This is a genomic window from Blautia pseudococcoides, assembly GCF_001689125.2.
Classification (GTDB): domain Bacteria; phylum Bacillota; class Clostridia; order Lachnospirales; family Lachnospiraceae; genus Blautia; species Blautia pseudococcoides.
Map to the genome: position 1 here is coordinate 1,885,993 of NZ_CP015405.2, position 12,882 is coordinate 1,898,874.

At 47.1% G+C, this 12,882-nt stretch carries 15 protein-coding genes; 4 read left to right on the top strand and 11 right to left on the bottom strand.

Annotation, left to right across the window (positions count from 1 at the left end; genetic code table 11):
- Nucleotides 1–144: 144 nt before the first annotated feature.
- The 10 genes from A4V09_RS08930 to A4V09_RS08975 form a co-directional block, all read right to left on the bottom strand.
- Nucleotides 145–2,421: a glycoside hydrolase family 2 protein gene (locus A4V09_RS08930; protein WP_065542035.1), complete on the bottom strand. Its 2,277-nt coding sequence runs from the start codon at nucleotides 2,419–2,421 to the stop codon at nucleotides 145–147.
- Nucleotides 2,422–2,620: 199 nt separating this feature from the next.
- Nucleotides 2,621–3,034 carry an ATP synthase F1 subunit epsilon gene (gene atpC / locus A4V09_RS08935; protein WP_065542036.1) on the bottom strand — a complete coding sequence of 138 codons (414 nt, stop codon included), beginning with the start codon at nucleotides 3,032–3,034 and terminating at the stop codon, nucleotides 2,621–2,623.
- Between the two features lie 27 nt (nucleotides 3,035–3,061).
- Nucleotides 3,062–4,450, bottom strand: a complete 1,389-nt coding sequence (gene atpD / locus A4V09_RS08940; protein WP_065542037.1) for a F0F1 ATP synthase subunit beta — start codon at nucleotides 4,448–4,450, stop codon at nucleotides 3,062–3,064.
- Nucleotides 4,451–4,494: 44 nt separating this feature from the next.
- Nucleotides 4,495–5,394, bottom strand: a complete 900-nt coding sequence (gene atpG, locus A4V09_RS08945) for an ATP synthase F1 subunit gamma (RefSeq protein ID WP_065542038.1) — start codon at nucleotides 5,392–5,394, stop codon at nucleotides 4,495–4,497.
- A gap of 4 nt (nucleotides 5,395–5,398) precedes the next feature.
- Nucleotides 5,399–6,907, bottom strand: coding sequence for a F0F1 ATP synthase subunit alpha (gene atpA / locus A4V09_RS08950; RefSeq protein WP_065542039.1), 1,509 nt, complete (start codon nucleotides 6,905–6,907; stop codon nucleotides 5,399–5,401).
- Between the two features lie 5 nt (nucleotides 6,908–6,912).
- Entirely contained in the window at nucleotides 6,913–7,416 is a 504-nt protein-coding gene (gene atpH, locus A4V09_RS08955) for an ATP synthase F1 subunit delta (protein WP_065542040.1), read from the bottom strand.
- Nucleotides 7,400–7,894: a F0F1 ATP synthase subunit B gene (gene atpF / locus A4V09_RS08960; RefSeq protein WP_065542041.1), complete on the bottom strand. Its 495-nt coding sequence runs from the start codon at nucleotides 7,892–7,894 to the stop codon at nucleotides 7,400–7,402. The genes atpH and atpF overlap by 17 nt, the downstream gene beginning before the upstream one ends.
- Nucleotides 7,895–7,913: 19 nt before the next feature.
- Nucleotides 7,914–8,129 (bottom strand): ATP synthase F0 subunit C, encoded by a 216-nt coding sequence (gene atpE / locus A4V09_RS08965; protein ID WP_018594308.1) that lies wholly within the window; start codon nucleotides 8,127–8,129, stop codon nucleotides 7,914–7,916.
- 40 nt (nucleotides 8,130–8,169) lie between these two features.
- Nucleotides 8,170–8,838: a F0F1 ATP synthase subunit A gene (locus A4V09_RS08970; RefSeq protein ID WP_330589953.1), complete on the bottom strand. Its 669-nt coding sequence runs from the start codon at nucleotides 8,836–8,838 to the stop codon at nucleotides 8,170–8,172.
- 390 nt (nucleotides 8,839–9,228) lie between these two features.
- Entirely contained in the window at nucleotides 9,229–9,966 is a 738-nt protein-coding gene (locus A4V09_RS08975) for an SIR2 family NAD-dependent protein deacylase (protein ID WP_065542043.1), read from the bottom strand.
- A gap of 196 nt (nucleotides 9,967–10,162) precedes the next feature.
- Here A4V09_RS08975 and A4V09_RS08980 point away from each other — a divergent pair, with 196 nt between their 5' ends.
- Nucleotides 10,163–11,038, top strand: a complete 876-nt coding sequence (locus A4V09_RS08980; protein WP_065542044.1) for an NAD(P)/FAD-dependent oxidoreductase — start codon at nucleotides 10,163–10,165, stop codon at nucleotides 11,036–11,038.
- A gap of 94 nt (nucleotides 11,039–11,132) precedes the next feature.
- Nucleotides 11,133–11,441, top strand: coding sequence for a thioredoxin (gene trxA, locus A4V09_RS08985; protein WP_065542045.1), 309 nt, complete (start codon nucleotides 11,133–11,135; stop codon nucleotides 11,439–11,441).
- Between the two features lie 198 nt (nucleotides 11,442–11,639).
- On the opposite strand, the gene A4V09_RS08990 is transcribed toward trxA, so the two are convergent.
- Complete coding sequence (locus A4V09_RS08990; RefSeq protein ID WP_065542046.1) at nucleotides 11,640–12,311, bottom strand: Crp/Fnr family transcriptional regulator; 672 nt, start codon at nucleotides 12,309–12,311, stop codon at nucleotides 11,640–11,642.
- Between the two features lie 85 nt (nucleotides 12,312–12,396).
- Between A4V09_RS08990 and A4V09_RS24325 the strand changes: the two genes are divergently transcribed.
- Together A4V09_RS24325 and A4V09_RS25735 are read left to right on the top strand one after the other, a co-directional pair.
- A complete protein-coding gene (locus tag A4V09_RS24325; protein ID WP_157123483.1) occupies nucleotides 12,397–12,534 on the top strand; it encodes a hypothetical protein in 138 nt (45 codons plus the stop codon).
- Between the two features lie 183 nt (nucleotides 12,535–12,717).
- Nucleotides 12,718–12,843, top strand: coding sequence for a hypothetical protein (locus tag A4V09_RS25735; protein WP_274537196.1), 126 nt, complete (start codon nucleotides 12,718–12,720; stop codon nucleotides 12,841–12,843).
- Nucleotides 12,844–12,882: the final 39 nt, after the last annotated feature.

The following is a 12,882-nucleotide window of genomic DNA, read 5'->3' on the forward strand; positions in this document are numbered from 1 at the left end:
TATCATACAGGCTGAAAATAAGAAATGCGTAAAAAAAAACAGCACGGATGTCTGTGGGTGACAAGACATCTGTGCTATTTCTGAGTAAATGCGGAAATTATCTTTCAAGGACCATATACCATGGGAATTCCGATATTTCTTCTGCTATTTTTTAATTTTATTTAACTGGGCATTGAGGATCAGCATGGCATTTTCCGGTAAATCCTGGCCCATTCCCCCCACCATATCTGCCATATCTTTGAGTGTCTTCTGGCCTACCATTTTAAGCATACTGCCTTTGATCTTCATACCCGTCATGGCACTGATAGAATTGGACAGTATGTTGGACGCATCCTTGTTCTTCAGAATATCATCCACGGTATCGTTGATAGAATAATACCCTTCAGGAAATTCCAGAGAAGTCACATTAGCCATCTCCGCAGCAGCCTGGTCAAACCAGTTGACCGCGCCAGCGTTATCGTCCTCCTCCTCTTCCTGGGGAAGCGTATAAATTCTCGGTTTTTCCGCCACCTTCTCCAGTGTAAGGCTGTCCGTACAAGAACCTGCCTTTGCCGTCACTGTAGTAAACCCTTCTCCAAGGGGCACATGTTCAAATATAACAATCTTATCCGCCTCTTTCGTCTCAAAAAGCCTGCCCCCAACATACAGACTAACTGACGGCTGGTTGGAATATACTTTCACTGTAGTGGTGGTGTCCGCTCTCCTGGCATAACGTTTTCCGCAGACGTAGACAAACGGCTCCGTGCTCCAGTATGCCTTGTAGAGATAGAAGGCCTCTTTTTTGATCTTTCTGTCAAGGGTGACAAGACCTTTGTTGTTGCGCCCTGCCACACCGCCCTCATTTCTGGCGGCGCATCCGAAATCAAACATATTCCACACATGGCTGCTCCAGATATACTCCCGCTCCATAAGGATCTTGGCCATATGCTCATGGTATTCTGCCTGATAGGCCTCGGAATAGTCACGGCATTTCGGTTCATCCGGCTGATAAGTAATGATTCCCTCCGCGCCGTATTCCGAAAGTCCGATACAACGTTTTGGATACTTGCTGTGGTATTGATCCAGCCATTCCTCATTTTTTGTATATTCCCCGCCGTACCAGCCAAAATAGTGGTTATAGCTCTCAATATCTGTTATATCATGCAGGGAGCTGTCCTCCGGTGTAACACTTACATGGGCTATGGTGGTCAATCGGGTATCGTCCAATTCTTTTACAAGGGCATTTAAGTCCCTGTGGTTTTCCGCCATTCCCGGTTTTTCACCGCAGATAGTAATTTCGTTGGAGATTCCCCAAAAACAGATGGAGGGGTGATTATAACTCTGGTAAATCAAATCTTTCATTTGGCTTCTGCAGTTTTCATGAGCTGCAGGGTCATCGCTCTGGGTGCTGATGTACGGGATTTCTGCCCACACGATAAAACCATACGCATCGCAGGCATCATAAAAATCCTGGCTGTGCTGATAGTGCGCAAGGCGCACAGTATTGGCACCTACTTCCCGGATCAGCTCTGCATCCCGGTAATGATCTTCCCTGGTAAGCGCATTCCCTCTGTAAAGAATATCCTGGTGTCTGGATACGCCGCGCAGCTTCATGGGCCTGCCGTTTAGGAAAAATCCTTTCTCCGGGTCAACGGAAAACTCACGGATACCAAAACGCTGTGTCACTTCATCCACCACTTCATTTCTCCTCACCAGGGAAGCTGTGCAAGTGTACAGATATGGGTCATCCACCCCCTGCCACAGATGAGCCTCCGGGAGAAACTGCTGTACATTGGGCGCATCTGCCGGACGCCATGCTTCTGCCTCTGTCACTCCAAGTGCATTCTTTATTTCATACCGGACGGTATAATTTTCATCTGCATTTCTGACCCAGGCTTCCAGGCTAAGCATAGCTCCCTGCCCTGTCACTTTAGGGGTGATCTTCAGTCCCGGTGCACCAAAAAAATCCAAGTCAAAATGAGCCTCGGACACTACGATCAGATTCACTCCCCTGTACAGACCACCGTAAAAGGTAAAGTCAGCCATCTGGGGATATATATTGCTCTTCTGGCTGTTATCCACCTCTATTGCCATGAGATTTTCCCCGTTCTCTTTCAGCAAATCTGTAATATCCGCACGGAAAGAGGAGAAACCGCCCTCATGGTATACCGCCTCTGTCCCATTGACATAGACCCGGCCCGACAGGGCGGCTGCAAGGATTTCCACGTAGACGCGGCTGCCTTCCATACGTTTTGGCGCCTTAAAACTCTTCGCGTACCAGCATATTCCTCTGTGATAATCCCCTCTTCCATCCTGCCCGTCCACCCCATTCCAGGTGTGGGGCAGGTCCACAGCTTCCCAATCCTCAGGCAGTGTTTCCGGCATGCCTGTGTTCTCTTTCTGAAAATACCAGTTATGATCAAAATTTATGACTTGTCTCATTAGAATCCTCCGTTTTTCCCAGATATGGTAGTTATTGAACTTGTACTAATCATATATTTTGGTCAAAAAATTGGCAAGGGATAATTCTTTGAAGATTTCATACAATTTTACTTTTCTGATGCAAAGCGGCAGTTTTTATCACATTCCCGGTGATAAAAAAAGAGACGAGGAATCTCTCCTCATCTCCTGTTAAAACGTCTTATACGTCATGCTTCTTTGCTGCTTTCATACGGGCCATGGCTCTTGCCAGGGATGCCTTGGATACATAGTATTCCTGCAGGCTCTGCTGCTGCCTGAGCTGTTCTTCGGCGCGGTCCAGGGCATCCTGCGCACGCTTCAGATCAATATTCTCAGGATATTCACAGCTGTCAACCAAAACAGTCACACGGTTATTGATGATCTGCGCAAACCCATTTCCCACTATGGCTGTCTTCCACTCTTCGCTGTCAGCGGGTTTGAAACGCATCTCACCGGGTACAATGGCAACCATCATATCCGCATGGTGGGACAGAATGGAAATCTGTCCGTCCTTTGCAGGAAGCATGATACTGGTTCCTCTGCCGTGATAAAAATCTTTATCACTGGAAACGATATTCAGTCCGAATGTATTCATATACATGCACTCCTTTTCATCCCGGCATTACTGCTCGGCTTTTGCCTTCTCCACCACCTCGTCAATACTGCCCACATTAAAGAATGCATTTTCCGGATACTGATCCATCTCCCCGTCCACGATCATCTTAAAGCCGCGGATAGTCTCTTTCAGAGGTACATATTTTCCGGCAATACCGGTAAATACCTCAGCCACATGGAACGGCTGGGACAGGAATTTCTGAATCTTTCTGGCACGGGCAACCACTTTCTTGTCGTCCTCAGAAAGCTCTTCCATACCTAGGATCGCAATGATATCCTGCAGCTCTTTGTACTTCTGCAGATACTCCTGCACCCTTCTGGCCACTTCGTAGTGTTCTTCTCCAACCACATCAGCTTCCAGAATACGGGAAGTGGATTCCAGCGGATCAACAGCCGGGTAGATACCCTGCTCCACAATCTTCCTGGACAGAACCGTGGTGGCGTCCAAATGAGCAAATGTGGTAGCCGGAGCCGGGTCAGTCAGGTCATCGGCAGGCACATAGACAGCCTGCACACTGGTAACAGAACCGTTCTTAGTGGAAGCGATCCGCTCCTGAAGCTCACCCATCTCCGTTGCCAGCGTAGGCTGGTAGCCAACGGCTGAGGGCATACGTCCAAGAAGTGCTGAAACCTCGGAACCGGCCTGGGTAAAACGGAAGATATTATCAATGAACAGCAGCACATTCTGGTGCTCCTGGTCACGGAAATATTCTGCCATGGTAAGCCCCGTCTCCGCCACACGCATACGTGCGCCCGGCGGCTCATTCATCTGTCCGAATACCAGAGCTGTTTTCTCCAGAACACCGGATTCCTTCATCTCTGTCCAAAGGTCATTTCCCTCACGGGAACGTTCCCCAACACCGGTGAAAATGGAATATCCGCCGTGCTCTGTGGCAATATTGCTGATCAGCTCCTGGATCAGAACGGTCTTACCTACACCGGCACCGCCGAACAGACCGATCTTACCGCCTTTTGCATAAGGTGCCAGAAGGTCGATGACCTTGATACCCGTCTCTAGGATCTCCACTACCGGGCTCTGCTCCTCGAAGCTCGGGGGATCTCTGTGGATGACCCAGTGCTCCGCATTCTCAAGCTGTTCTCCGTTGTCAATGGTTTCGCCCAACACGTTGAACAGACGTCCCAGCGTCTCTTTTCCTACCGGCACGGAAATTCCTGCTCCTGTAGCTTCAACCTCCATATCTTTACTAAGGCCGTCGCTGGAAGCCAGCATGATACAGCGCACCGTATTATTTCCAATGTGCTGTGCCACTTCCATTACAAGCTTCTTTCCATTATTCTCTACGGTAAGGGCATCTTTGATATACGGAAGGTTCTGGTCTTCAAATTCTACGTCTACAACAGGTCCCATAACCTGTACGATTTTTCCTTTTTCCATAACGATTGCATCTCACAGTCGTGAGGAAACCTCCTTCCTGCTTGCTAGTTTTTATTCTTCTGTGCCTTGGCACCGCTGATCACCTCAGTGATCTCCTGGGTGATCGCAGCCTGACGCACACGGTTATACTTAATTGATAAATCTTTCAGCATGTCTTTCGCACTGCTGGTAGCCGCATCCATTGCCATCATTCGGGAATTATGCTCACTGGCATATGATTCCACCAGACAGCCGTAAATGATACCGTGCAGGTAATTGGGAACAATGCTGTTCAGGACTTCTTCGGCGGAGGGGACCATCTCGATCTCCTCCTGATGAATATCCACCATCACCTGTGCCGGTGTATGGAAACTCGCCTTTTTAAGGGGAAGGAGCTGCTGCATCTCTGCCACCATATTGGCAGCATTCGCCATTCTGGTGTAGATAATATACACCTCATCCAATTCCCCTGTCACATAGCTGGCGATCATTTTTTCCGAGATCACCCTGGCTCTGTGCATGGTCGGCTTCTGGACTGTGAACCGGAAATTTGTATCCACGTCCACGTTCTTTTTATAGAAATACTGCCTTCCCACTTCCCCTAACACAAAAAGCTGGGGATGGGCATCCTTTTCCATACATTCCTCTGCTATCTTAAACACATTGTGGTTGTAAGCACCGGCAAGGCCCTTGTCTGCGGAAACTACAATATAGCCTGTTCTTCTCTCCTCTTTCGGCACGGAGGACCGCTCATCAAAGTAGCGGTTCCCTTCCGTATCGGGAGGCATATGGCGGAGAACACGGCCGATCGCAGACTGCAGGGCGTAAAAATACGGCTCCGTATCTGCCAGCACTTTCCTGGCTCTCTTTAACTTGGAGGAGGAAATCATGTACATGGCGTTGGTGATCTTCATCGTATCCTGGATACTGTTTATACGGCTTTGTATCTCTTTTGCACTTGCCATCTCATCACCTGCTCTTATTCTTAAATTCCTCTGCCGCTTTTAAAATCTTCTCACCCAGCTCATCAGAGAGGACCTTTTTCTCCTCTATCTCCTGACCGATCTCAGGATGATCCTTCTCAAAATAAGCCAGCATATCCGCCTGGAATGCTTTTACATTCCTGATATCCACATCGGAAAACACCTTATGTGTGGCAGTCCAGAGGGTAATAACCTGCTCATGGTTGGACAGCGGATGGCACAGCGGCTGTTTTAAAAGCTCCATCAGCGTCTTTCCATAGGAAAGCTGCTCTTTTGTAGCATCATCCAAATCAGATGCAAACTGTGTAAATACTTCCATTTCCCTGTACTGCGCCAGGTCAATACGCATACTTCCCGATGCCTTTTTCATGGCCTTTGTCTGTGCCGCACCGCCTACACGGGATACGGAAAGACCTACATTGACAGCCGGGCGGTTACCGGCAAAGAACAAGTCACTTTCCAGGAAAATCTGTCCGTCTGTGATGGAAATCACATTGGTCGGGATATAGGCGGAAACATCACCTGCCTGTGTCTCGATAATGGGAAGCGCTGTGATAGAGCCGCCGCCTGCCTCGTCGTTCAAACGGCTGGAACGCTCCAGCAGTCTGGAATGCAGATAGAATACGTCACCCGGATAAGCCTCACGCCCCGGAGAACGTTCCAGAAGCAGAGAGAGGGCACGGTAAGCCACCGCATGTTTCGACAGGTCATCATAGACGATCAGCACATCCTTGCCCTGGTACATAAAATACTCTGCCAGAGCAGTTCCTGAATAAGGAACAATATACTGAAGGGGCGCGCAGTCACTGGCTGTTGCCGCAAAGACCGTGGTGTAATCCATGGCGCCGTATTTTTCCAGGGTTCCGGTGAGTTTTGCAACCGTGGAGGCCTTCTGGCCGATGGCCACATAGATGCACATAACATCCTTGCCCTTCTGGTTTAAGATAGCGTCAATAGCAATGGATGTCTTACCTGTCTGACGGTCACCGATGATCAGCTCACGCTGTCCGCGGCCAATGGGGAACATGGAATCAATGGCCAGAATACCGGTTTCCATGGGAACAGAAACAGATTTACGGTCAATGATGCCAGGGGCTTCCTGTTCGATGGGACGATAGTCCTTGGCATCAATCTCCCCTTTTCCGTCAATGGGTGCGCCCAGGGCATCCACGATCCTTCCGATATAGCCTTCGCCAACCGGAATACCTGCCCTTTTCTTCGTGCGGACAACCTTTGTGCCCTCTTTGATCCCCATGTCCTTGCCGAATATGATGACACCGATCTCATTTCTCTTGATATCCTGCACCATACCCTTGACACCGTTCTCAAAGGTCACGATCTCTCCGTACATCGCATGGTCTATTCCATAAACAGTGGCAATACCGTCACCGACCCAGATCACGTTTCCCACTTCACGGACACCCGTTGTCATATCGAAATTTTCTATTTCTTCTTTCAGAATGGAGATAATCTCCTCTGAATTGATTGAACTCAAAGCGTTCACCTCCAGGTCAATTTTTGTTGTAGTGCATTGATTTTGCCTTTCAGGCTGTAATCAATCTCCTGGTCACCTACGCGGAGGGTAAATCCGCCCACCAGGTCTTTTTCTTTCTGTAACTGAAATGCTACATCCTTTACATGGTATTGCCTGCAGAGAAATCTTTTGATTCCTTCAAGCTGCTCCTCTGTAGGAAGTACCACATAAGACAGAGTTGCATTTAAAATATTGTTTTGCTCGTTGTAATACTCCTGATATGCCTTAAAAATCTCCTGTGCCTGGCCTGCTTTGTGGTATCTGCACAGTATTTTCATAAAATTATGTATCTCTTTCGGAAAAATCCGGTCTACAACCCTCTGTTTCGCCGCCAGGGATACAACAGGGCTTGAAAGCACTTCTGACACCTGTGGAACTTTCTCTAAAAGTTCTCTTGCGCCGGCTGCAGATTCCGGTGAAATATTCAGCTCATACAGCACTTTCCCGTAATTATTAAGACTCTCTGTCATCTGCATCACCTGCTTCTGCTAAAAATGTGTCGTAGAGCATTCTGCTTCCCGCTTCGCTTCCGCCTGCAAGCATTTTCTTTGCTGCTTCCACTGCAAGACCTGCGATTTCGGTTTTTGCTCCTGCCAGGGCATTTTCCTTTTCCTGTTCTGCCGTTTTTCTGGCATTTTCCAGGATTCTGGCAGCCTGCTCATTGGCTTCCCGAACGGTACGCTCTGTCAGGGTCCTCGCATCCGCTTTTGCTTCCTCGATGATCTGTGCGGACTGGGATTTTGCGCCGCTTATTGCCATTTCATACTGGCCCTTCAGCTCATTCGCCTTTCCTTCTGTAGTTCTGGCATTTTCAAGCTGCTGTGCGATGAGTGTCTTTCTTTTTTCCATGATTCCAAGTATCGGTCCGATCAGGAATTTTTTCAGTAAGAGATAAAGAACTATCAGGTTAATTATGGTCCAGATAAGGCCCCAGCCTAAACTCAGCACCTGTCTTCACCTGCCTTCCTTATTTTACGAATAAGAGTAATAAAGCGATAACGAAACCGTAAATAGCAGTTGCCTCCGCAAGTGCACATCCAAGTAACAGTGCTTTACTGATCTTACCTTCTGCCTCCGGCTGCCTTGCGATTGCTTCTGTTGCCTTTGATGTTGCAAGACCGATACCTAAACCTGCTCCTAAACCTGTTAGAACTGCCATACCTGCACCAATTGCTGTTAACATATCTCTGTTCTCCTTTTCTAAATATATTTTGAATGATGACTTACTCTTCTATCTGTTCCTTGATAAAGAGCGAAGTTAAAAAAACAAACACGTAAGCCTGGATCAGGCCATCGAAAATGTCAAAATAAAAGCTGAATGGAATGGGTAAAACGACCGGTAAGATCATTTTGATCAGTTCCATTACAACAAATGATCCAATCACATTGCCGAACAACCGCATACAAAGCGATACCGGACGGATAAATATCTCCATAATGTTGATCGGTGTAACAATGGCCATGGGTTCTGCAAAACTGTGCATGAACCGCTTGAACCCTTTCTGCTTCCATCCTGAATATTCAATCAGGAAGATGCTTATGACCGCCAGCCCTGCTGTCACGTTTAAGTCCTTTGTGGGCGGTTTAAAGCCCAGAAGACCAATTAAGTTAGCCACGCCAATGTAGATGGCAGCGGTAATCAAGTAAGGAATATACTGTTTTCCTCTCTCGCCCAGAATATCCGCGAAAAAGTCATTCAGAAATCCAATAGCTGATTCCAGAGCCAACTGTTTCTTACCGGGATTTTCCACCTTCAGATTTCTGACAAGAACGATCGACAATATTGTCAATGCTGCCATAATGATCCAGGTCACCACCACGGACTCCGTGACTGGTATCCCGCCAAAAATTGGGATGGTAAATACGGTCTCGCAGTTCAGCTCTTCCGTAATCCTATCCGCTATAGTTCCCGTAGGACATCCTCCCTTTCTATTTTATGATTTTTTAACTTCTCCTTTCTTATTTATTTATGATTCCAGAAAACATTACAGCTAATTTTTTCATTTGTCAATCTTTCTTTATATTTTTTTAGATGTGGCTTTCTTATGATTTTCCGGACAATTTTTCAGACATTTTTTCATTTTCTTTTGTGATTTTCCGCCGGTTTTTGGAAGGTTTTCGTGTACCAATCGGTATACAGAAAAATACAACTGCTTTTTTTCATAAATACAAGTCATTTTACAGCCTGATTTTTGTAAAATTTGCTTATACCCTTATAAAACCAACAAGTAAAAAACGCCCCATTCACGAAAAATGAGGCGTTTTTTTGTTAGGTTTTCACATTAATAGCCTAGCTTAGTAAAAACATTTCTCGGCTCATCCCAGATCACAAGGTCTGCCCTGCTGTCTGAGTGGTGGTGTTCTTTATGAATGATGACCAGATTTTTGCCCTCAAAATATTTGATATACTTGGAGAACACTTCTGAATCCATGGTAGTTCCCAAAAGTATCAGGGTATCTGCATTCTCAATTTCCCAGGTTGCCCTTGTCATGAGCTGGCTGTCCATCATCTCACCGAAAAGTGCCACCCGGGGACGGATAACACGGCTGCAGTCTTCACAGAGGGGGACTTTCCTCGATGCTCTTATATATTCCAGCGGATACTTTCTTCCGCAGTGGGGACAAATATTCTCATGAATGTTTCCGTGAAGGTCTATTACATTTTTGCAGCCGGCTTTCTGGGGGTATCCGTATATATTGCCGGTTATAATACATCTGAGCTTACCGTTTTTTTCCATCCTTGCCGCTACGCGGAAGGTATCGCTGGTATCCATATCTCCCTGAAGAACCTCATTCCGGTAAAATTTAAAAAATTCTGCCGGTCTGTTGTTATAATACACGCTGGTAAAAATATCCTCCGGGGATACACCATACGTATTCTCGATCTCATAGGCTTTCTCCGGTGTCTTCATTCCCATATAACCACACTCTGCCATCATGCCGGAACCGCTCAAAATGACTGTATAGGAGCTTTCGTCAATAATCTTTTTCAACCGCTCGATCTTTTTTTCCTCATCCATAACTTTTTCCTCCTCCCGGCGTATCTTATGTTTATATTTTACCATTTTTCTCTGTTTTTATAAAGGCTTTTTTCAGTAACCATGCCCCGTTGAAACGGTTCCTTCTTCTTATGTAACCAGGTCACCAACAAAATCTGTGTCTTTTGGTAAAATTTGTGATAAGATAATAACAGATAGAAAGGAAGTGCCAGAATATATGGAAAAACTTATCATCGCGGGTGCCGGACCTGCCGGAATCTCTGCCGCACTGTATGCGGTCCGCTCCGGTATTACACCGCTTATCATACACAAGGGTATCGGCGCCCTGGAAAAAGCCGTTAAAATCGAAAATTATTACGGACTTCCCGAACCCGTCTCCGGACAGGAGCTGTATGAAAACGGCCTGAAGCAAATAGAATCCCTGGGTGTCCCGGTTGTGGAGGACGAGATGCTGTCCGTGGAATACGACGGTGATTACACAGTCCACACAATCTCCTCAACTTACCAGACAAAGGCTTTAATCCTGGCAACCGGTACCAAACGAAACACCCTTGCCCTGAAGGAAGCCCGCAGATATGAAGGCAGCGGCATCAGCTATTGTGCCATCTGCGACGGTTTTTTCTACCGCCAGAAGGATGTGGCAGTCATCGGCAACGGGGAATATGCCCTCCATGAAGCAAAAGTGCTGGAACCCATGGCCGCCAAAGTCACCATTCTCACCAACGGCATGGAGCCTACTTTTGAAAAAGATGCCCTCGGAACCATACAGGTTGAGACAAAGAAGATCATTTCCGCCGGAGGAGATCCCACTTTAAAATGGCTGGAGCTGGAAGATCATGAAAAATTCCTGCTGGACGGACTTTTTGTGGCGCTGGGAACCGCAGGGAGCACAGATATTGCCAGAAAACTGGGATTAATGATAGAAAACAATCATATCATGGTAGAGACCGACACCAGCACTGCGCTGCCCGGCCTTTTTGCCGCAGGGGACTGTACCGGCGGCCTGCTCCAGGTTTCCAAGGCTGTCTATGAGGGCGCCCTTGCAGGAACGAGAGCTGTCAACTACTTAAAAAAGACGCCAAATGCAGTGTAACACGGTCACAGAAAAGCGGGCCTGCATCTGATAAAATAGGCTCGTAAAGATGAGAAACCAATAATTTATGATAAAAATTAAGGAGTGTATAATTATGGCAATGGTATTTGATGAGAAAAACTTTAAAAGTGAAGTACTGGAATCTGATGTTCCTGTAATGGTGGATTTCTGGGCAACCTGGTGTATGCCCTGCCGCATGCTGGGACCGGTCATTGAGGAGATTGCGGAGGAATCCAAAGGTGCATATAAAGTGGGAAAAGTAAATGTGGATGAGAATCCGGGGCTGGCTTCCACTTACGGGGTTATGAATATTCCTACTATACTGGTGTTTAAGAATGGAAAGGTTGCGGAGAAATCTGTGGGAGTTGTTCCGAAAGGACAGCTTGTGAATCTGCTGAAATAAAAGCAGTGCCGCCAGATATTTTGATCAGTGACCGCCGGGAATAATAAAAGGGAGTGGCTTTTTTGCCGTATAACCGGAGTACAGGCAGCTGATCCGGTATAGGACAGATGCCACACCCTTTTATATCTGTCAGTAAATGGGCAGAGTCACTTTGCAGCCAGTATGGTATTGTATCTGAGAAGCGCTTTCTGACAGGCATTAAGGCAGCACTTCATACAGGCTGCTCTTATTTTCTATCTTAATCCCCCCGCGGAACAGAGAGATATCGCCTTTTTTTACCATTTGCTTCAGGGTTCTGCTGACCGCCTCCCTGGCACTGCCGATGGCTTTCGCGATCTCTTCGTGGGTCATGTGGATGCTGTCATTCTTCCTCTGGGCAGATTCATCAATAAGAAATGCTGCAATCCTCTGGGTCAGGCTCATGAACATAATTTGCTGAAGTGCCTCCACAACACTGGAAAAACGCTCTGTAGCGATTTTGTAGGCATAGTTCTCCACATAGATATTGTCCGCCGCAAGGACAGAAAATACGGGAGCCGGTATCAACAGGACTTTGCAGTCCGTCTCCGCCTCGATCTCCACATCAAAAGTGATGGCAGAGAGAGCACAGGAGGCTGTCAGGACACAGGTATCCCCTTCCCGAATCCGGTATATGGTCACTTCTTTGCCCTCATCTGACAGAAGGTAAGCGCGGATAACCCCCTTTAAAATAAACACAGTGCCCAGGCATTCCCTGGTGGGGGAATAGATCAGGCTTCCTGCAGGATAGTGCACTTCCCTGGAATCCCGACATACTCTCTCCTGCTGCTCTTTCGTCAAATGCTCCCAGAAGGGTGTCTGTTCCAGAACTTCTTTTATTCTATCTTCCATTTTTATATCCTTCCCTTGCAATTCCATTTTTTGCCCTTTCAATAAGATATGCGTGTGAAATATGAAAAAAGGAGAAAATTCCTTTATGAGACATAAGAAACTGTCTTTTTACCTGCTTGGTTTTACGGTTCTATTGGTATTGATACTCTCTGTCCTCTGGCTGGACCATTCCTCCCGGCTGCGGATTGCATGTGTGGGGGTATCCGAAAAGCCTGGACTTTAAACCTGACGTTGTGCTGATCCTATCAGGAACTGCCCTTCCGGCCAAAGGTCATTCTCATGTCACCTGCAGCCGTATTTCCGGAGAATTTCAGTCCCGCAAAGCCCTATAAAATTCAGACCCACGTGGCCTGCGAAGCGGCAAAAGCAGTCCGTGAGCTCGGGGAGGAGCCGGGACTGCCTTTTATTGATATATGAGGTGACAGCCAAACACCCGGAATTCTTCCTTCAGGACGGGATCCATCCCAATAAATTAGGTGCCGGGACCATTGCCAGAACCGCTTATGAGAAACTGAAGGATTTGGGGTATTAGGCGCTTCCCCTTTTTTTCAATATACCATATATGGGGAAG

Coding starts and splice junctions, on each gene's coding strand:
- A4V09_RS08930 (WP_065542035.1), bottom strand. CDS start 2,421: ATGAGACAAGTCATAAATTTTGATCATAACTGGTATTTTCAGAAAGAG.
- atpC (WP_065542036.1), bottom strand. CDS start 3,034: ATGAATACATTCGGACTGAATATCGTTTCCAGTGATAAAGATTTTTAT.
- atpD (WP_065542037.1), bottom strand. CDS start 4,450: ATGGAAAAAGGAAAAATCGTACAGGTTATGGGACCTGTTGTAGACGTA.
- atpG (WP_065542038.1), bottom strand. CDS start 5,394: ATGGCAAGTGCAAAAGAGATACAAAGCCGTATAAACAGTATCCAGGAT.
- atpH (WP_065542040.1), bottom strand. CDS start 7,416: ATGACAGAGAGTCTTAATAATTACGGGAAAGTGCTGTATGAGCTGAAT.
- atpE (WP_018594308.1), bottom strand. CDS start 8,129: ATGTTAACAGCAATTGGTGCAGGTATGGCAGTTCTAACAGGTTTAGGA.
- A4V09_RS08975 (WP_065542043.1), bottom strand. CDS start 9,966: ATGGATGAGGAAAAAAAGATCGAGCGGTTGAAAAAGATTATTGACGAA.
- A4V09_RS08980 (WP_065542044.1), top strand. CDS start 10,163: ATGGAAAAACTTATCATCGCGGGTGCCGGACCTGCCGGAATCTCTGCC.
- trxA (WP_065542045.1), top strand. CDS start 11,133: ATGGCAATGGTATTTGATGAGAAAAACTTTAAAAGTGAAGTACTGGAA.
- A4V09_RS08990 (WP_065542046.1), bottom strand. CDS start 12,311: ATGGAAGATAGAATAAAAGAAGTTCTGGAACAGACACCCTTCTGGGAG.
- A4V09_RS24325 (WP_157123483.1), top strand. CDS start 12,397: ATGAGACATAAGAAACTGTCTTTTTACCTGCTTGGTTTTACGGTTCTA.